This window comes from Luteimonas huabeiensis HB2 (assembly GCF_000559025.1).
GTDB classification, from domain to species: Bacteria; Pseudomonadota; Gammaproteobacteria; order Xanthomonadales; family Xanthomonadaceae; genus Luteimonas; species Luteimonas huabeiensis.
This window is the reverse complement of the sequence record NZ_JAAN01000014.1, coordinates 249,090-267,192: the sequence shown is the minus strand read 5'-3', so window position 1 is coordinate 267,192 and position 18,103 is coordinate 249,090. Positions and strand designations below refer to the sequence as shown.

The window sequence follows — 18,103 nt, the reverse complement described above, 5'->3', positions numbered from 1 at the left end:
GCGTTTCTACGCCTCGCCCCCCTCGCCGGCGGACTGAAGCGCCGGGGCCGGCGCGGCGGCGCGTCGCCCTATAATGCGCGGCTACGTCTCACGCCTCCCGCCGGCCCCGCCATGTCCGAACTCCAGCGCACCGTCGCGGCAGAGGCCGCGCGCCGCCGCACCTTCGCGATCATCTCGCACCCCGACGCCGGCAAGACCACGCTGACCGAGAAGCTGCTGCTGTTCGGCGGCGCGATCCAGATGGCCGGCTCGGTCAAGGGCCGCAAGGCCGCCCGCCACGCGACGTCCGACTGGATGGCGCTGGAGAAGGAGCGCGGCATCTCGGTGACCAGCTCGGTGATGCAGTTCCCCTACGAGGGCCGCATCGTCAACCTGCTCGACACCCCGGGACACGCCGACTTCGGCGAGGACACCTACCGGGTGCTGACCGCGGTCGATTCCGCGCTGATGGTGATCGACGTCGCCAAGGGCGTGGAGGAGCGCACGATCAAGCTGATGGAGGTCTGCCGGCTGCGCGACACCCCGATCATGACCTTCGTCAACAAGCTCGACCGCGAGGGCAAGGAGCCGATCGAGCTGCTGGACGAGGTCGAGCGCGTGCTCGGCATCCAGTGCGCGCCGGTGACCTGGCCGATCGGCATGGGCCAGCGCCTCAAGGGCGTGGTGCACCTGATCAGCGGCGAGGTGCACCTGTACGAGCCGGGCCGCAACTTCACCCGCCAGGACTCCACCATCTTCGCCTCGATCGACGACCCGGGGCTGGAGGCGCGCATCGGCGCGCAGATGCTGGCCGAGCTGCGCGACGAACTGGAGCTGGTGCAGGGCGCCTCGCTCCCGTTCGATCCCGCCGCCTACCTGGCGGGCCGGCAGACGCCGGTGTTCTTCGGCTCCGCGGTCAACAACTTCGGCGTGCAGCCGCTGCTCGACTTCTTCGTCCGCCACGCGCCGCCGCCGCAGGCGCGCGCGACCACCGGCCGCGAAGTGTCGCCCACGGAGCCGAAGCTGACCGGCTTCGTGTTCAAGATCCAGGCCAACATGGACCCGCAGCACCGCGACCGCGTCGCCTTCATGCGCGTGTGCTCGGGCCGCTTCGAGGCCGGCATGAAGGCCTTCCACGTGCGCAGCGGCAAGGAGGTCAAGCTCGCCAACGCGCTGACCTTCATGGCCAGCGACCGCGAGATCGCCGCCGAGGCGTATCCGGGCGACGTGATCGGCATCCACAACCACGGCACGATCTCGATCGGCGACACTTTCACCGAGGGCGAGGCGCTGAGCTTCACCGGCATCCCCAACTTCGCCCCCGAACTGTTCCGCCGCGCCCGCCTGCGCGATCCGCTCAAGCTCAAGCAGCTGCAGAAGGGCCTGGCCCAGCTGGCCGAGGAAGGCGCGACCCAGTTCTTCCGCCCGCTGATGTCCAACGATCTGATCCTGGGCGCGGTGGGCATGCTGCAGTTCGACGTGGCCGCCTACCGGCTCAAGGACGAGTACGGCGTCGATGCCGGCTTCGAGCCGGTCGGCGTGGTCACCACCCGCTGGGTGCGCTGCGACGACGCGAAGATGCTCGAGGAATTCCGCGAGAAGAACGCCCCGAACCTCGGCGTCGACGCCGCCGGCGAGCTGGTCTACCTGGCGCCGACCCGGGTCAACCTGCAGTTGGCGCAGGAGCGATGGCCCAAGGTGCGCTTCCTCGCCACCCGCGAGCATGCCCCCGCGCGAGCGGCGGACTGACCGGCGCCCACGCGGGGTCTGACAACGCCCGGACGCCGCGCCATAATCGGCGCCAGGACCTCCCCCACAGGCCCGCCATGACCGCCGCATCCCCCCTGAGCCTGCGCGCCAAGCGCGAGGAATTGGCCAGTGCGCTGACCCACGGCCTCGGCGCGGCCGCCGCGCTGGCCGGTGGCGCCGTACTGATCACCCTGGCCGCGCTGTACGGCAACGCCTGGCAGCTCGGCGCCGCGATCGTCTTCGGCGTCACCCTGCTGCTGCTCTACCTCGCCTCCACGCTCTACCACTCGTTCCAGCACCCGGTGCTCAAGGGCCGGCTGAAGGTGTTCGACCACTGCGCGATCTACCTGCTGATCGCCGGCACCTATACGCCGTTCACCCTGATCTCGCTGCGCGGCCCGCTGGGCTGGGGTCTGTTCGCCGCGATCTGGACGCTCGCCCTGGCCGGGGTGGTGTTCAAGCTGTTCTATACCGGCCGCTTCAAGCGCCTGTCCACGCTGATCTACGTCGCCATGGGCTGGCTGGTGATCGTGGCGATCAAGCCGGTGCTGGCCGCGCTCGATGGCTGGACCTTCGGCTGGCTGATGGCCGGCGGCGTGTTCTACACCCTGGGCACGATCTTCTACCACCGCGAGTCGATCCCCTACGCCCATGCGATCTGGCACCTGTTCTGCATCGCCGGCAGCGTCTGCCACTACGTGGCGGTGATGGCGCAGGTGGTGACGTTACCCTGACCGCGCGCCCCGCGATCGGGCGCGCCTACGCACCGGAGCCCGCCATGAAGTCCGTCGTTCTCTCCACCTGGATCCTGCCCGCCCTCCTGCTGGCCGCCTGCAGCGGCGAGGCGCCGCCACAGGCCCCGGCCGAGGTGCCCGCGCCGGCCGGCGCGCGGCCGCCCGAGGGCCCCGTCGATGCCACCTACCTGTGCGACGGCGGCCACCGGGTCGACCTCGTGGGCGGCCGCGCCTTCGCCCGCGTCGCGATGAGCGACGGCCGCGTGGCGCGGCTGGGCAGCATCGGTCGCAGCGAGCCGCCGACCTGGTCCGACGTCGGCCTGCGCTTCGTGGTCGGCAGCGACTATGTCGAGCTGTCGCAGGACGGCGGACAGACCCTGCGCTGCGAGCAGCAGGCCCCGGAGGCCGCCGACCCGGACGCCGTCGCCAGCTGACGCGCCCGTGGGCGTCTGAACAGCCCGCAACGCATTCACCGGGGTTTGATACCGGCCGGCGGAAGGTGGCCGCGTCCCGCACGCGAGCCCCCCGATGCCGCCGGAAACCGCCGTCCCGCCCGCGCCGCCCCCTGGCCCCGACGCGCCGCCGCCGCGACGTCCTCCGGGCCGGCTGACCGCGCATCCGTGGCGGACCGCGCTGGGGATCCTGGCGCTGGCGCTGATCGCCTTGATCGCGCTTTGGGACTGGAACTGGTTCAAGGGCCCGATCGAGCGCATCGTGCAGGCCCAGACCGGGCGCACCTTGACCATCGGCGGCGATCTCGACGTCGATCTCGGCCGCGTGACCACGCTCCGTGCCGACGCGCTGGCGTTTGGCAACGCCGATTGGTCGGACGCGGCCACCATGGCCGCGACCGACCGCCTCGAACTCTCGATCGAGGTGCTTCCGCTGTTGTTCCGGCGCCAGATGCGCATCCCCGAGATCCGGCTGACCCGACCGCAGCTGCGGCTGGAGACCGGCCCCGACGGCCAGGGCAACTGGGACTTCCTGAGCGACGACGAGCCCGGCGGCGAGCCGATGCAGTTGCGCAGCCTGTGGGTGGACGACGGCCGCCTGCTCTTTCTCGATCCCGCGAGCAAGACCGACATCGACCTCGCGGTGGCGAGCCGCGAACCGGGAGCGGAGGACGCCGCGCCGCCGGTGGATCTCGCCGGAGACGGCCACTGGCGCGGAGCCGCGTTCGAACTGGAGGGCCGCGCGCAGTCGCCGCTGTCGCTGCAGGACCAGGAGAACCCCTACCGCATCGACCTGCGCGCCCGGGCGGGCGCCACCCGCGCCCGTGCGCGGGGGGCGCTGATCGATCCGTTCCGCCTGCGCAGCTTCGACCTGCAGATGGCGCTGTCCGGGCGCAACTTGGAGGAACTCTACCCGCTGCTGGGTCTGGCCCTGCCGGCAACCCCGCCCTATTCGCTCGATGGCCGCCTGCGTCGCGAGGGCGACACCTGGCGCTACCAGGGTTTCGCCGGCAAGGTCGGCGACAGCGACCTCGGCGGCGACGTCACCATCGAGACCGCGCGCGAGCGCCCGCTCTTCAAGGCGGACCTGGTCTCGACCCGGCTGGATCTGGACGACCTGGCCGGCTTTCTCGGCGGCACCCCGCGTTCCGACGCCGGCGAGCCGCTGGATCCCGCACTGGCCGCGCAGGCGCAGGAGCAGACCGCCCGCGGTCGGGCGCTGCCCGACACCGCCTACCGCCTGGACAAGCTGCGCGCCATGGACGCCGACGTGCGCCTGCGCGCGCAGCGCATCGAGGCGGACCTGCCGCTCGACGACATGGACGCGCACCTGCTGCTCGAAGACGGCCTGGTGCGCCTGGACCCGCTCAATTTCGGCGTGGCCGGCGGCGACATCCGCGCTACCGTGCGCATGGACGCGCGGCAGAAGACCATCCGCACCCGGCTCGACGCCAGCGTGCGCGGTCTCGACCTGGGCGGGCTGTTCCCTGATTCCGCGCTCGCCAACGACGCGGTGGGCCGCATCGGCGGCCACGCGCGCCTGGCCGGCACCGGCAATTCGATCGCCGCCATGCTCGGCAGCGCAGATGGCGAGATCGCGGTCGGCATGGGCCGCGGCCAGGTCAGCGCGCTGCTGGTGGAACTGGCCGGCATCGACATCGCCGAGGCCCTGGGCTTCCTGATCACCCAGGATCGCAAGATCCCGGTGCGCTGCGCGTTCGGCGACTTCGCGGTCGAGCAGGGCGTCATGCAGACGCGCGCGCTCGCCTTCGACACCACCGACACGATCATCGTCGGCGAAGGCACCATCGATCTCGGCGAAGAGCGCCTGGATCTGCTGTTGCGACCGCGGCCGAAGGATCGCAGCCTGCTGAGCCTGCGCTCGCCGCTCGTGATCGGCGGCACCTTCGCGGACCCGAGCTTCCGCCCCGACATGAAGCGCCTGGGCCTGCGCGGCGCGCTGGCGGTGGCGCTGGGCAGCATCGCGCCGCCGGCCGCGTTGTTGGCCACGCTCGAGCTGGGCGGCGGCGAGGACAGCGGCTGCGGCGGCGAGTACGCGCGCTGAGGGCCGCGACCGCCGGCCCGCGCGGCGCCTTCAGCCGGCGATGTAGCGCTGCAGGTGATCGAGTTCCTGCTGCTGCGCCTCGATCACCGCCTTGACCAGATCGCCGATCGAGACGACCCCGATCACCGCCCCGCCCTGCAGCACCGGCAGGTGCCGGAAGCGGCCCTCGGTGACCAGGCGCATGCACTGGTCGACCGTGGCCTCCGGCCCGACGCAGGTGACCTGCTCGGTCATGATCTCGCGCACCGCGGTGTCGCGCGACGAGCGCCCGGCCAGCACCACCTTGCGCGCATAGTCGCGCTCGGAGACGATCCCGGCCAACGCCCCGCCGCGCAGCGCCAGCACCGCGCCGATGTGATGCTCGGCCATCAGCCGGAGCGCGTCGATCACCGGTGCATCCGGATCGATCCCGTAGACCTCAGGAGCCTTGGATTCCAGCAGTCGCCCGATCGTGGTCATCGCCGCGTCCCTCCGAGTTGGGTGGCGCCCCGGAGGATACGCCCGGCGCCGGCAGCCAGGCGTCGACGAGGTACAGCGGCCGCTGCTTCGATTCCTCGTACAAACGCCCCAGGTACTCGCCGATTACGCCCAGCGCGATCAGCTGCATGCCGCCCAGGAACAGGATCACGCTCATCATCGTCGGCCAGCCGGCCACCCGGTCGCCCCAAATCAGCGCCTTGACCACGATCCACAGGCCGTAGGCGAACGCCAGGAGCGCCGTGCCACCACCGACGTATGTCGCCAGGCGCAGCGGCGCGGTGGAGAAACTGGTCACGCCCTCCAGGGCGAAGTTCCACAGCCGCCAGAAATTGAACTTGCTGCGCCCGCCCAGGCGTGCATCGCGCTGGTACGGCACCGCGATCCGCTCGTAGCCGATCCAGCCGAACAGGCCCTTCATGAAGCGGTGCCGCTCGCGGACCTGGCGCAGCGCCGCCAGCGCGCGCGGCGACAGCAGCCGGAAGTCCCCGGTATCCACCGGAATCGGCGTCTTCGACAGCCGCTGCATGATCCGGTAGAAAGCGTGCGCGGAGGCGCGCTTGAACCAGGTCTCGCCCTCGCGCTCGAGCCGCGTGCCGTAGACGTCGTCGTAGCCTTCGCGCCAGCGTGCGACGAACTCGGGAATCAGTTCCGGCGGGTCCTGCCCGTCGGCGTCCAGGATCACCGCGGCCCCGGTCTCCACCAGGTCCAGCCCCGCCGTCAGCGCCGCCTCCTTGCCGAAGTTGCGCGACAGCCGCAACCGCGACACTCGCGGGTCCCCGGCGGCCAACTCGCCCATCGCCGCCCAGGTGCCGTCGCGGCTGCCGTCGTCCACGTACAGCAGCGAGGCCGCGATGCCATCGGCCTCCAGCCGGTCCAGCACCGCGACGATCCGGCCATGCAGGATCGGCAGCACGTCGGCCTCGTTGTAGGCGGCGACGACGATGGTCAATTGCTCGCGGGTCATGCGCGCATCGTACGGGATCGGTCCCGGGCCGGCGCGCTCAGCGCAGCTGCTGCAGGTGGGCCTCGCCGCCGATCTGGCGCATCTGCCGCTGGATCGCCTGGGTGCGGCGTTGCACGTAGGGGCCGGGACGCGCCGCGCTGTAGCGCCGCGGGCTCGGCAGCACCGCCGCCAGCCGCGCGCTCTCGGCCCAGTCCAGCGCATCGGCATCCTTGCCGAAGAAGGCGCGCGCCGCGGCCTGCGCACCGTAGATGCCGTCGCCGAACTCGGCGACGTTGACGTAGACCTCCAGAATGCGCTGCTTCGGCCACAACAGTTCGATCAGCACCGTGTACCACGCCTCCAGCCCCTTGCGCACCCAACTGCGACCGCTCCACAGGAACAGGTTGCGCGCCAGTTGCTGGCTGATCGTGCTGGCCCCGCGCATGCGGCCACCGCGCGCGTTGTGGGCGCGCGCCTTCTCGATCGCCTCCAGGTCGAAGCCACGGTGGCGGAGGAAATTCTGGTCCTCGGAGGCGATCACCGCCAGCGGCAGCCCCGGCGCGATGCGTTCCCAGTCGCGCCACTGATACGCGATGCGCACCTCGCCGTCGCGCCCGGTCCACGCCCCGATCTGGCGCGCGGCCATGTAGGCCGAGAACGGCGGATCGACGAAGCGCAGCGCCAGCACCTGCAGCACGCTCAGCACCACCGCCAGCAACGGCGCCTTCCACAGCCAGCGCCAGAGCCGGCGGCGTCCGCCCCCGTGCGCAGGGTATTCACTTCGATCCCGGCCCCGTGCTTGCATCCGCCCTCCGTCGCCCCCAGCTCAGCGGGCTCGCCCATCGCGACGCCCATTATCCGACAGGACGCCGCCTCTCCCATGCCGATGCCCTCCGACACCGACCGCCTGGACCGCTTCCTCCTGCCGCACGCCGGCGTACGCGGCGTGCGCGTGCACCTGCGCGACGCCTGGGCGCCCATCCTCGCCAGCGACGACTATCCGCCCGCGATCGCGGCCATCCTGGGCCAGGCCGCGGCGGCGGCCGCGCTGTTCACCGCCAACGTCAAGGTCGACGGCCGCCTCTCGGTGCAGTTGCGGGGACAGGGGCCGCTGAACGCGCTGATGACCGAATGCACCGCCGGGGGCGACCTGCGTGGCCTCGCCCGCTTCGACCATGCCGTCGCCGAGCCGCCCGCCGACCTGCGCGAGCTCGCCGGTGCCGACGCCATGCTCGCCATCACCATCGAGAATCCCGGCAGGGGGCGCGAACCGCTGCGCTACCAGGGCCTGGTGGAGATCGCCGGGGGCTCGCTCGCCGCCGCCTTCGAAAGCTACTTCGCACGGTCCGAGCAGTTGCCGACCCGCCTGCTGCTCACGGCAGACGATCGGGTCTGCGCCGGGCTCATGCTGCAGAAGCTGCCCGGCGATGCCGGCGACGAGGACGGCTGGAACCGCGCCGGCATCCTGTTCGACACCCTGCGCGCGGGAGAGCTTCGCGCCTGGAACGCCCAGGCGCTGCTGCAACGCCTGTTCGCCAGCGAGCAGCCGCAGCTGCTGGAAGGCCGGGCGCTGCGCTTCGGCTGCTCCTGCTCTCGCGAGCGGGTCGCCGCAGTGCTCGAATCGCTGGGCCGGGACGAGGCCATGGCCGCCACCGAGCAGAGCGGGCAGGCCGAAGTGCGCTGCGAGTTCTGCGGCCAGCGCTACTGTTTCACCCCGGCCGAGATTGACGGCTTGTTCACCGTTCCGGCAGCTTCAATGAGCGCGCCCGACCGGCTCCAGTAGCCGCTCGGAGGGCCTGCGGGGATTGTTAAAGAAACATAAACCAGCTAGGATCGGGCTCCCGATACGGGGAACTTCCGGTCCGGCTTACGGGTCGACGCATTCATCATGCCGCTGCGCCTCGCACAGCTCGCTCTCGCCACCCTGCTCGCCTTCGGCGCGGCCGCGGGCGCCCATGCGCAGGCGCCCGGGCGGACCGGCGACCAGGCGGTCTTGCCGATCTGGAACAACACCAACGGCAGGCTCGAGGCGCTGCTGGTGCTGGAACCCACCGAGGAAGGCGGCGCCCAGGCCGGTGCCCGCTGGCGCTTCGGCGGCAACCGCCTCGATGCCGCCTTCGGACTCGAAGGCGGGGATTCGCTGGGGCTGCTGTGCGACTACCGCGGCAGCATGACCCATGCCCTGGGTACCCTCGCCAACAACTGCGCGCTGGCCTCGCTGGATCTGGACAACGACGACCGCGGCCAACGCGGCGTGGCCACCGCCGCGCTCAGCCGCGCCAGCGGCCAGGTCGGCGTCTCCGTCGGCGAGACCCGCGGCAACCTGCCGGCCTGGCTGGGCCCCGGCGGCCGCAGCGCGCTCGCGGAGATCGACTCCAACGACCTCACCGTCTTCGCCCAGCGCAACATCAGCGACCAGGGCTACGTGTCGATCGCCGGCACGGTGGCCAAGGCGCGCCTGATCCCCTACGCGCAGGCGCCGTCCAGCCTCACCGACCGCTGGGACAGCAAGTCCCTGAGCGTGGGCGGCGGCTACGGCAACTTCGGCGCCAACATCATCGGCCAGGTCATCGACACCCCCGGCCAGCCGCGCTGGGAAGGCCTTGGCCTGGGCCTGACCTGGCGCACCCCCTGGAGCGGCCAGCTCACCGTCGGCGCGGAGAACATCGTCACCCGCGGCCGCAATCCCTTCTCGCCGCGTGGCGAGAACGGCGAGGACGAGGGCACCGTGCCCTACGTCCGCTACCAGCAGGACCTGTAAAGCCGCACCGTCGCGCAGCCCCCAAGCCGGGGGCCAGCGCACCCATCTCGTCGAACGCAGTCGCGGCCTTACGCGCGATTCGGGCGTGCCCGCTGTCCATGGCCCGGCCGGTTTCACGCGCTTCATCTCTTTTCTTAACGACACTTTAATTTCTCTCGGATCGGGGCTAGTATCGGCCCGGCCTTGCCGGATTTGGCGTTTCGCTTGACGCCCCTGGCAGGTTCCTTTGGGGATATCCCAAGACTCACTTGGAGAGAGAGATGACTTTGAAGACCACCAAGCTCCGCGACGCGATCGCCTTCGCGCTCGTTGCGGGCACGACGGCCACGGCCGGGGCCGGCGTCGCCGTCGCACAGGAGCAACAGACGACGACCCTGGATCGCATCGAAGTGACCGGCTCACGCATCCGCAAGGTCGATGTCGAGACTGCGCAGCCGATCCTGTCGATTTCGCGCACCGACATCGAGAACCAGGGCTTCCAGTCCGTCGGCGACATCCTGCAGAACCTGGCGGTAACCGGCTCGCCGGCGCTCAGCCGCACTTCGCCGCTCAATGCCGGCGAGAGTCCCGGCGGCACCTACGTCAACCTCCGCAACCTCGGCTCGCAGCGCACCCTGGTCCTGTTGAACGGCCGGCGCCTGGGCATCAACAACGACGGCCTGCAGGATCTGTCGACGATTCCGTCGTCCTCGGTCGAGCGGATCGAAGTGCTGAAGGACGGTGCGTCCTCGCTGTACGGCTCCGACGCGATCGCCGGCGTCATCAACATCGTCACCCGCCGCAACTTCGACGGCGCCGAAGCCAACGCCTACATCGGCCAGTACGGCGAGGGCGACGGCCAGACCCAGTCATTCGATTTCACCATCGGCTCGGTCGGCGAGCGCAGCTCGATCGTCTTCGGAGCGCAGTACGACAAGGAAGACCCCATTTGGGCCCGCGATCGCTGGTGGGCGATCGACCGCTATCCGGGCATTCCGCAACTGATCGGCCAGAGCTACACGGTCGTCGGTGCGATCGGCAACATCCGCAACCCCAATCAGCCCAACGCGAACGCTGCGGATGCCTGGCTCGTCCTGCGCGACGGCGGCGACCCGTCCAACCTGGCGGACTATCGCCCGCAGGTAGGCGGCCCCAATGGCGATACGAGCAACGCTTCCGAGCAGATGATGGCGCGCACCGCAATGGAGCGCACGACCATCTACACCGCCGCAGACTTCGACCTGACCGACAGCATTCGCTTCCTCGCCGACGCCAGCTTCAACCGCCGCGAGACCAGCGTGCAGGTCGCAGGCTATCCGTACCAGAGCGGTAACGTCGACGTGCAGACGCCGATGAGCCCGGACAGCTACTTCAATCCGACGGATGATGCGCTCAACTTCCGTCGCCGCGGCTGGGAAGTCCCGCGTGTCACCAACCGCAAGCTGGACACGTATCGCTTCAGCGGCGTGTTCGAGGGCACTTTCGACTTCGGCGATCGCTTCCTCGATTGGGATGCCGGCTACATCTTCCAGCGCAGCGATGCGACCAACCGTGCGCGTGGCGACTTCAACAAGCTGGCCGTCGCCCAGGCCGTGGGACCGTCGTTCCTCAATGCCGACGGCATCGTGCAGTGCGGCACCCCGACTGCGCCGATCCCCCTGAGCGACTGCACCCCGTGGAGCCCGACCGCCAGCGAAGGCCGCTACTCGCTGGCCAATCCGGACATCCAGAACCGCTTCTTCCTCTGGGAGAACGCCACTTCCGAAACCACCACGCACAACTATTTCGCCAACGTCAGCGGCGTGATCGCCACGCTGCCGGCCGGCGAGTTCGGCTTCGCGGCCGGTGTCGAGCACCGCAAGGTCGACGGCCGATACTCGCCCGATGCCTTCGCGCAGACCGGCAACTCGACCAACCTGGCGGCGCAGGAGACTTCCGGCAGCTATTCCACCGACGAAATCTACCTGGAGCTGGACATTCCGCTGCTGGCGGACCTGCCGGGTGCGCAGGAACTGGCCCTCAACGTCGCCAGCCGCTATTCCGACTACGATGCATTCGGCGACACCACCAACAGCAAGGCCAGCTTCCGCTGGCGTCCGTTCCAGGATCTGCTGGTCCGCGGCACCTGGGCTCAGGGTTTCCGCGCCCCGTCCATCGCGCAGCTGTACGGCGGCACGGGCCAGAGCTTCGACTTCTACTCGGATCCTTGCGACACGGTGTCGGGCTTGGCGGCTCGCAACCCTGACGTCTATGCAGCCTGCGCCGCGGCGATTCCGAACTACGCCACCATCGGCCCCAACGGCGGCGGCTTCCGCCAGCTGGGCCAGGGCGGCGCGGTTGCCTACGGTGGGCAGAGCGGTGTCCCGTTCCTGACCGGTTCGGACCCGAATCTCACTCCGGAAACATCGGTCAGCCGCTCGCTGGGGCTGGTCTACAGCCCCAGTTACGCGGAAGGCCTCGGCATTAGCCTGGATTGGTGGAAAACCCGGATCGACAATGTCCTGACCTCCTTCACCGCGACCGGCATCCTCAACGACTGCTACGTCAACGACATCCCCTCGCAGTGCAATTACTTCACTCGCGGCGCGGACGGCGTGGTGAACTCCCTGACCCGCACCGGCCGCAATGCCGGCTTCTGGGAGATCGAAGGCTACGATCTGGACGTGAACTACCAGTTCCAGGAGACCGCCTTCGGCCGCTTCGGGATCAACTGGGCCAGCACGTACTACAGCAATTTCGAAATCAAGTCGGATCCGCTGCCCGCCACGGTGCCCGCACCGCAGGTCGGCATCGCCGCGACGTTCCGCATCCGCTCGGTGGCCACGCTGAGCTGGGACTATGGCGACTTCGGTGCCACCTGGACCGCCCGCTACTTCTCGGGACTGCGTGAGAACTGCGGACTTGCCTCGCCGTATCAGTGCAATGCTCCGGACTACATCAACTACCTGGGCAATCGGGTGCCGCAACACTACACGGGCTCCAATACCTTCAACGACGTACAGGTTCGCTGGCAGGCGCCGTGGAACGCGACCATCTCGGTGGGCGTCAACAACGTGTTCGATCGCGAGGGGCAGATTCTGTTTACCCAGCCCAACAGCGGCTTCTCGTACTACAGCGGCTTCGACCTGGGTCGCTTCGCTTACATGAAGTACCAGCAGCGGTTCTGATCCGGAAACGCAGAGCGACGGATGGGGTCCTTCGGGACCCCATTCGTTTAAGGGGGAATCGACCTGGGCATGCGATTCCGCCGGCACCAGAAACGTGATCGCCATCCGATCCCACCACAGCAACCTGGCCTAGCATCGAGAGGCCCGCATTCCCGGGCTATGGCCGATGGAGCCGACACACGACGCGATATCCGGGGACGGCGGAGCATCCCACCAGCATTCTTAAGGAGCGAGATGATGAAGATCAGATCTTTCGTCGTGGCGATGGCCTTGCTCGGCGGAACCGCCTGGGCGGGCGCAGCGAACGCGCAGCAGGCGTCTCTGGATTGCAGCGGAAGCAACTTCTGCTGGGTGACGTCGGGCCCGGCCTACGACACGCTCGCCTGGAGCTTCGACACCGCCGGTACCGATGCGCTGTTCCCGGCCAACTGTACGAACTCCTATGTTTGCCAGTTCTATTGTCCGCGCAACCCCGGCTGGGTCACCGCGAACGCGCTCTTCATCGTCGGCGGCCAGATCGTGGCCACCGCAACGTCGCGCGCACGCTGCACCGCGGAGCCGATCTGACGCCGGGCCGCCGGCGCCGATCCCGCGGACGCCGGCGGCTTTTTCAGCCCATTTGACGCCACAACCCCGGGCGCAGCCCTTCGACGAAGCCGCGCGCCTCTTCGGACTCCTTCGACCAGGCCTCCGGGTCGACCTGCATCAGCGCGTCGAAGTCGCAGTCCTCCAGCCCGGCGAGATCGATGTCGCCGCGTCCGGGCATCGGGCCCAAGCGCGATTCCACCGCCCCCGCACTCCCCTCCACCCGCCCGACGATCCATTCCAGCACCCGCATGTTCTCGCCGAAGCCGGGCCACAGGAAGCGGCCGTCGGCGTCCTTGCGGAACCAGTTGACGTGGAAGACCTTCGGCAGTCGCGCGCCGGGCCGGTCGAACGAGAGCCAGTGGGCGAAGTAGTCGCCGAAGTGATAGCCGCAGAAGGGCTTCATCGCCATCGGGTCGCGCCGGACCACGCCGACCTGGCCGGTCGCCGCGGCGGTGGTCTCCGAGGCCATCGAGGCGCCGATCCGCACGCCGTGCGTCCAGTCGCGGGCCTCGAACACCAGCGGCACCAGCGAGGCGCGGCGGCCGCCGAAGACGATCGCCGAGATCGGCACCCCCTGCGGGTCTTCCGCGTGCGGCGAGTACGACGGGCAGCGCGAAGCGGCGACGGTGAAGCGCGAGTTGGGGTGCGCGGCCGGCCCGTTGGCCGGGTCGTAGGGCCGGCCTTGCCAGTCGAAGGCCGGTACGCGATCGTCCAGGCCTTCCCACCAGGGCTGGCCGTCGTCGGTCAGCGCGACGTTGGTGAAGAGGGTGTCGCGCTGGAGCATCGCCAGCGCGTTCGGGTTCGACTTCGCCGAGGTGCCTGGCGCCACGCCGAAGAAGCCGGCCTCGGGGTTGATCGCCCACAGGCGGCCGTCCTCGCTGGGGCGCATCCAGCAGATGTCGTCGCCGACCGTCCACACCTTCCAGCCGCGCTCGCGGTAGCGCTCGGGCGGGATCAGCATGGCCAGGTTGGTCTTGCCGCAGGCGCTGGGGAACGCGGCGGCGACGTAGTGGGTGTCGCCGCGCGGAGTCTGGATGCCGACGATGAGCATGTGCTCGGCCAGCCAGCCCTCCTCGCGCGCCTGCCAGGACGCGATGCGCAGCGCGTGGCACTTCTTGCCCAGCAGCGCGTTGCCGCCGTAACCGGAGCCGTAGGACTGGATCGACAGTTCCTCGGGGAAGTGCATGATGAAGCGCCGCTCGGGGTCGAGCTCGCCCAGCGAGTGCAAGCCGCGCACGAAGCGCCCTTCGCGCTCGATCCGCCGCAGCGCGGCGGCGCCCATGCGGGTCATGATCCGCATGTTGGCCACCACATAGGGCGAGTCGGTGATCTCCACGCCGCAGCGCGCCAGCGGCGAGTCGATCGGGCCCATGCAGTACGGCACCACGTACATCGTGCGCCCGCGCATGCAGCCCTCGAACAGTGCGTCCATCTTCGCGTGCGCTTCGTCCGGGGCCATCCAATGGTTGTTGGGGCCGGCGGCGTCGCGCTCGCGGGTGCAGACGAAGGTCAGGTGCTCCACGCGCGCCACGTCGTCCGGATCGGAGCGGTGCAGCCAGCAGCCGGGATGCGTCTCGGGATTGAGCCTGATCAGGGTGCCGTCGGCTTCCATCAGCGCGAGCAGGGCGTCGTACTCGGCGTCGCTGCCGTCGCACCAGTGGATGCGGTCCGGGCGCGTGCGCCGGGCCACCGCGGCGACCCAGTCCGCGAGCGCGGGCGGAACGCTGCCCGCCGGCATCTGCGTGGGGACGTTCAGGGGCGCGACCGCGTTCATGCACTGCTCCACTGCGGCGCTCGCCGCGTTGTCCAGCGGGACATTCTAGGGACAGCGGCTGCGCGGGTCTTGCTGCACCTGCGTCAACGCCCGAGCGCGCTGGGAAGCGGCGCGGCCTGCCGCTACGGCCGCGCAGGCGGGATCAGCGTCGCCATCACGTGCTCGATATAGGCGTCGAACTGCTCGTGATCGAGCCGCGACTGCGGCAGCTGGATCGACAGCTGCAGGAAGCCGACGTACGCGGTGTAGGCCAGGCGCGCGCGGTGCCGCGCCTCGCCCTCTGCGAAGCCGACCTCGCGGTAGGAGGCGGTCAGGTAGGCCAGGCGGCGCTCGGAGACGCGGCCGATCACCGGCTGCACGATCGGGTGGTCGAGCGCCTGCAGCAGCGCGCTGTAGATGACGTGCAGCTTGATCTCGTGCGCGACCATCTGGATCAGCGCGCGCAGCCGCTCGCGCGGATCGGAAATCGCCTCCAGCGCGCCGAACACGGCCTCCTGCTCGACGTTCTCCCAGCGCTCGAGCGCCGCCTGCAGCAGCGCGTCGCGCGAGGGAAAGTGCCAGTAGAAGCTGCCCTTGGTGACGCCCAGGCGGCGGGCGAGCGATTCCACCGCCACCGCGGCCACGCCCTGCTCGGCGATCAGGTCGAGCGCGGCCTGCGCCCAGTCGTCGGCGCTGAGCCGGCCCTGGCGTTCGCCGGTACGGGAGGAAGGGGACTTGGCGGCGGCGGTCGGCTGGCTCATGGCGGCGAAGTTTAACCATACGCATGCAGGCGCAGAAGTATCGTCGGATTCGGAAAAATGACGCATTGCAAGATTGACAGGCGTTTTTCCCCACGACCATACTAATCCGTATGGTGTAGCCGGCTCGCATCCGGCCGCCGCCCTGCCCGCCTCGCATCCCGCCCCGGAGCCTCCGCCATGAGCGCCGCGATCCCGTTCCTCGCCCTTCTCCTCACCGGCATGTTCGCCGCCTACCACCGCATGCGCTTCCCGGTGTGGGTGGCGATCGCCGCCACCGCGCTGGTCGCCTGCCGGCTGCTGGGCGCGAGCGCCACCGCCACGCTGGTCGCGGCCGTGCTGCTCGCCCTGGTCGCGGTGCCGCTGCTGGTCTCGCCGCTGCGCAAGGCGCTGATCTCGGCGCCGATGCTCAAGTTCTTCCGCAAGGTGCTGCCGCCGCTGTCGCAGACCGAGCGCATCGCGCTGGAGACCGGATCGGTCGGCTTCGAGGGCGAACTGTTCACCGGCGACCCGGACTGGCAGAAGCTGCTGTCGTATCCGAAGCCCGAACTGACCGCCGAGGAACAGGCCTTCCTCGACGGCCCGGTGGAGGAGCTGTGCCGCAGGATCGACGAGTGGCGCATCACCCATGTCGATGCCGACCTGCCGCCGGAGCTGTGGGACTTCATCAAGCAGAACCGCTTCTTCGGCATGATCATCCCGAAGGAGTACGGCGGCCTCGGCTTCTCCGCGCTGGCGCACCACAAGGTGATCCAGAAGATCGCCTCGATCTCCAGCGTGGTCAGCTCCACCGTCGGCGTGCCGAATTCCCTGGGTCCGGGCGAGCTGCTGGTGCACTACGGCACCCAGGACCAGAAGGATCTGTACCTGCCGCGCCTGGCCGACGGCCGCGAGGTGCCCTGCTTCGGTCTGACCGGTCCTTTCGCCGGTTCCGACGCCACCTCGATCCCCGACTACGGCATCGTCTGCAAGGGCGAGTGGAACGGCGCGCAGGTGCTCGGCGTGCGCCTGACCTTCGACAAGCGCTACATCACCCTGGCGCCGGTGGCCACGCTGATCGGTCTGGCGTTCCGCATGTACGACCCGGACAAGCTGCTGGGCGACGTCGAGGACATCGGCATCACGCTGGCGCTGCTGCCGCGCGACACCCCCGGGGTGGAGATCGGCCGCCGCCACTTCCCGCTCAACTCGCCGTTCCAGAACGGCCCGATCCGCGGCAAGGACGTCTTCGTCCCGCTGAGCCAGCTGGTGGGCGGCCCGGAGAAGGCCGGCAAGGGCTGGAACATGCTCAACGAGTGCCTGGCGATCGGCCGCTCGATCACCCTGCCCTCCACCGCCAGCGGCGGCGCCAAGGCCGGCGCGGTGGTCACCGGCGCCTACGCGCGCATCCGCAAGCAGTTCGGGCTGTCGGTCGGCCGCTTCGAGGGCGTGGAGGAGGCGCTGGCGCGCATCGGCGGCAAGGCCTATGCGATCAGCGCGCTGGCGCAGGCCACCGCCGCCGCGGTCGACCGCGGCGACGTGCCGGCGGTGCCCTCGGCCATCGCCAAGTACCACTGCACGACGATGGCGCGCGAGGTTTCCAGCGACGTCATGGACGTGATCGGCGGCAAGGGCATCATCCTCGGCCCGCGCAACTTCGCCGGCCGCGCCTGGCAGGCGGCGCCGATCGGGATCACCGTGGAAGGCGCCAACATCATGACCCGCAGCCTGCTGATCTTCGGCCAGGGCGCGATCCTGTGCCATCCGTGGGTGCTCAAGGAGATGCAGGCCGCGCAGGACCCGGACCGCCGCGCCGGCCTGGACGCGTTCGACCGCAACCTGTTCGGCCACATCCGCTACGGCATCTCCAACGCGGTGCGCTCGTTCTGGTTCGGCATCACCGGCGCCCGGATCGGCGCCGCGCCCGGCGACGACTACACCCGCCGCTTCTTCCGCAAGCTCGATCGCTATTCCGCGAACCTGGCGCTGATGGCCGACGTGTCGATGATGACGCTGGGCGGCAAGCTGAAGTTCAAGGAGTCGCTGTCCGGGCGCCTGGGCGACGTGCTCAGCCACATCTACATGACCAGCGCGATCCTCAAGCGCTACCACGACGAGGGCGCCCCGGCGGCGGACAAGCCGCTGCTGGCCTGGGCGTTCCACGACAGCGTGCACAAGATCGAGACCGCGCTGTCGGCGGCGCTGCGCAACTTCCCGGTCCGCCCGATCGGCTGGCTGATGTGGGCGCTGATCTTCCCGCTGGGCCGCCGCGCCGAGGCCCCGGGCGACCGCCTCGGCCACCGGGTGGCCTCGCTGCTGATGAACGTCAACGAGGCGCGCGACCGGCTGGCGCAGGGCGTGTTCCTGACCCCGTGCGAGAACAACCCGGGCGGCCGCATCGCCAGCTACCTGGCCAAGGCGGTCGCGGCGGAGCCGGTGGAGCGCAAGTTCCTCAAGGCGCTGAAGTCCAAGGGCATCCAGGCGCTGGACTACGACGCCCAGCTCGAGGAAGCGGTCCGGGCGGGCGTCATCACCGCCGAGGAGCGCCAGTTGCTGGAGGAGCTGCGGCGGATCACCCTGGACACGATCACCGTCGACGACTTCGACGCCCACGAGCTGCGCGCGGCCACCTACTACGACCGCGAAGGCACGGGCCGCGCGCGCGAGGCGGCCTGACCGCCCCGCGCCCGCGGGCCCGCCATGCGTCATCCCGCCA

14 protein-coding genes are annotated in these 18,103 nt (G+C 69.8%); 9 read left to right on the top strand and 5 right to left on the bottom strand.

What is annotated here, in order from left to right:
• Window positions 1-111 precede the first annotated feature (111 nt).
• From Z164_RS0105240 to Z164_RS0105225, 4 genes are all read left to right on the top strand, one after another.
• Window positions 112-1,728 (top strand): peptide chain release factor 3, encoded by a 1,617-nt coding sequence (locus tag Z164_RS0105240; RefSeq protein ID WP_024889679.1) that lies wholly within the window; start codon window positions 112-114, stop codon window positions 1,726-1,728.
• 77 nt (window positions 1,729-1,805) lie between these two features.
• Entirely contained in the window at window positions 1,806-2,462 is a 657-nt protein-coding gene (gene trhA, locus Z164_RS0105235) for a PAQR family membrane homeostasis protein TrhA (protein WP_024889678.1), read from the top strand.
• Window positions 2,463-2,506: 44 nt separating this feature from the next.
• Window positions 2,507-2,896, top strand: coding sequence for a hypothetical protein (locus Z164_RS0105230; protein ID WP_024889677.1), 390 nt, complete (start codon window positions 2,507-2,509; stop codon window positions 2,894-2,896).
• 94 nt (window positions 2,897-2,990) lie between these two features.
• Window positions 2,991-4,979 (top strand): AsmA family protein, encoded by a 1,989-nt coding sequence (locus Z164_RS0105225; protein WP_024889676.1) that lies wholly within the window; start codon window positions 2,991-2,993, stop codon window positions 4,977-4,979.
• 30 nt (window positions 4,980-5,009) lie between these two features.
• Here Z164_RS0105225 and Z164_RS0105220 read toward each other — a convergent pair whose 3' ends face one another.
• From Z164_RS0105220 to mtgA, 3 genes are read right to left on the bottom strand one after another with little or no spacing between them, the layout of a single operon-like run.
• Window positions 5,010-5,438: a CBS domain-containing protein gene (locus tag Z164_RS0105220; protein ID WP_024889675.1), complete on the bottom strand. Its 429-nt coding sequence runs from the start codon at window positions 5,436-5,438 to the stop codon at window positions 5,010-5,012.
• Window positions 5,398-6,423: a glycosyltransferase family 2 protein gene (locus Z164_RS0105215; RefSeq protein WP_024889674.1), complete on the bottom strand. Its 1,026-nt coding sequence runs from the start codon at window positions 6,421-6,423 to the stop codon at window positions 5,398-5,400. Before Z164_RS0105215 ends, Z164_RS0105220 begins: the two co-directional genes overlap by 41 nt.
• 37 nt (window positions 6,424-6,460) lie before the next feature.
• Entirely contained in the window at window positions 6,461-7,207 is a 747-nt protein-coding gene (gene mtgA / locus Z164_RS0105210) for a monofunctional biosynthetic peptidoglycan transglycosylase (protein WP_024889673.1), read from the bottom strand.
• An 81-nt stretch (window positions 7,208-7,288) separates the two neighbouring features.
• Between mtgA and hslO the strand changes: the two genes are divergently transcribed.
• The 4 genes from hslO (at window position 7,289) to Z164_RS0105190 (ending at window position 12,876) form a co-directional block, all read left to right on the top strand.
• Window positions 7,289-8,185 carry an Hsp33 family molecular chaperone HslO gene (hslO, locus tag Z164_RS0105205; protein WP_024889672.1) on the top strand — a complete coding sequence of 299 codons (897 nt, stop codon included), beginning with the start codon at window positions 7,289-7,291 and terminating at the stop codon, window positions 8,183-8,185.
• Window positions 8,186-8,326: 141 nt separating this feature from the next.
• Window positions 8,327-9,163: an XOO1806 family protein gene (locus Z164_RS0105200; RefSeq protein WP_024889671.1), complete on the top strand. Its 837-nt coding sequence runs from the start codon at window positions 8,327-8,329 to the stop codon at window positions 9,161-9,163.
• Between the two features lie 260 nt (window positions 9,164-9,423).
• Window positions 9,424-12,309: a TonB-dependent receptor plug domain-containing protein gene (locus Z164_RS0105195; RefSeq protein WP_024889670.1), complete on the top strand. Its 2,886-nt coding sequence runs from the start codon at window positions 9,424-9,426 to the stop codon at window positions 12,307-12,309.
• 237 nt (window positions 12,310-12,546) lie between these two features.
• The gene (locus tag Z164_RS0105190; protein WP_043689316.1) at window positions 12,547-12,876 is read left to right on the top strand and encodes a hypothetical protein; all 330 of its coding nucleotides are present in this window, start codon (window positions 12,547-12,549) and stop codon (window positions 12,874-12,876) included.
• 43 nt (window positions 12,877-12,919) lie between these two features.
• Here the strand turns inward: Z164_RS0105190 and Z164_RS0105185 are convergent, their stop codons facing one another.
• Both Z164_RS0105185 and Z164_RS0105180 read right to left on the bottom strand, forming a co-directional pair.
• Window positions 12,920-14,635, bottom strand: a complete 1,716-nt coding sequence (locus Z164_RS0105185) for a phosphoenolpyruvate carboxykinase (GTP) (protein WP_052338367.1) — start codon at window positions 14,633-14,635, stop codon at window positions 12,920-12,922.
• A gap of 158 nt (window positions 14,636-14,793) precedes the next feature.
• Window positions 14,794-15,411: a TetR/AcrR family transcriptional regulator gene (locus Z164_RS0105180; RefSeq protein WP_024889667.1), complete on the bottom strand. Its 618-nt coding sequence runs from the start codon at window positions 15,409-15,411 to the stop codon at window positions 14,794-14,796.
• Between the two features lie 177 nt (window positions 15,412-15,588).
• On the opposite strand from Z164_RS0105180, the gene Z164_RS0105175 reads away from it, so the two are divergent.
• Window positions 15,589-18,063 carry an acyl-CoA dehydrogenase gene (locus Z164_RS0105175; RefSeq protein WP_024889666.1) on the top strand — a complete coding sequence of 825 codons (2,475 nt, stop codon included), beginning with the start codon at window positions 15,589-15,591 and terminating at the stop codon, window positions 18,061-18,063.
• Window positions 18,064-18,103: the final 40 nt, after the last annotated feature.

Excerpts from the sequence above, each read along its gene's own strand:
- Z164_RS0105240 (WP_024889679.1), top strand. The coding sequence starts at position 112 with ATGTCCGAACTCCAGCGCACCGTCGCGGCAGAGGCCGCGCGCCGCCGC.
- trhA (WP_024889678.1), top strand. The coding sequence starts at position 1,806 with ATGACCGCCGCATCCCCCCTGAGCCTGCGCGCCAAGCGCGAGGAATTG.
- Z164_RS0105230 (WP_024889677.1), top strand. The coding sequence starts at position 2,507 with ATGAAGTCCGTCGTTCTCTCCACCTGGATCCTGCCCGCCCTCCTGCTG.
- Z164_RS0105225 (WP_024889676.1), top strand. The coding sequence starts at position 2,991 with ATGCCGCCGGAAACCGCCGTCCCGCCCGCGCCGCCCCCTGGCCCCGAC.
- Z164_RS0105220 (WP_024889675.1), bottom strand. The coding sequence starts at position 5,438 with ATGACCACGATCGGGCGACTGCTGGAATCCAAGGCTCCTGAGGTCTAC.
- Z164_RS0105215 (WP_024889674.1), bottom strand. The coding sequence starts at position 6,423 with ATGACCCGCGAGCAATTGACCATCGTCGTCGCCGCCTACAACGAGGCC.
- mtgA (WP_024889673.1), bottom strand. The coding sequence starts at position 7,207 with ATGCAAGCACGGGGCCGGGATCGAAGTGAATACCCTGCGCACGGGGGC.
- hslO (WP_024889672.1), top strand. The coding sequence starts at position 7,289 with ATGCCCTCCGACACCGACCGCCTGGACCGCTTCCTCCTGCCGCACGCC.
- Z164_RS0105195 (WP_024889670.1), top strand. The coding sequence starts at position 9,424 with ATGACTTTGAAGACCACCAAGCTCCGCGACGCGATCGCCTTCGCGCTC.
- Z164_RS0105190 (WP_043689316.1), top strand. The coding sequence starts at position 12,547 with ATGAAGATCAGATCTTTCGTCGTGGCGATGGCCTTGCTCGGCGGAACC.
- Z164_RS0105185 (WP_052338367.1), bottom strand. The coding sequence starts at position 14,635 with ATGCCGGCGGGCAGCGTTCCGCCCGCGCTCGCGGACTGGGTCGCCGCG.
- Z164_RS0105180 (WP_024889667.1), bottom strand. The coding sequence starts at position 15,411 with ATGAGCCAGCCGACCGCCGCCGCCAAGTCCCCTTCCTCCCGTACCGGC.
- Z164_RS0105175 (WP_024889666.1), top strand. The coding sequence starts at position 15,589 with ATGAGCGCCGCGATCCCGTTCCTCGCCCTTCTCCTCACCGGCATGTTC.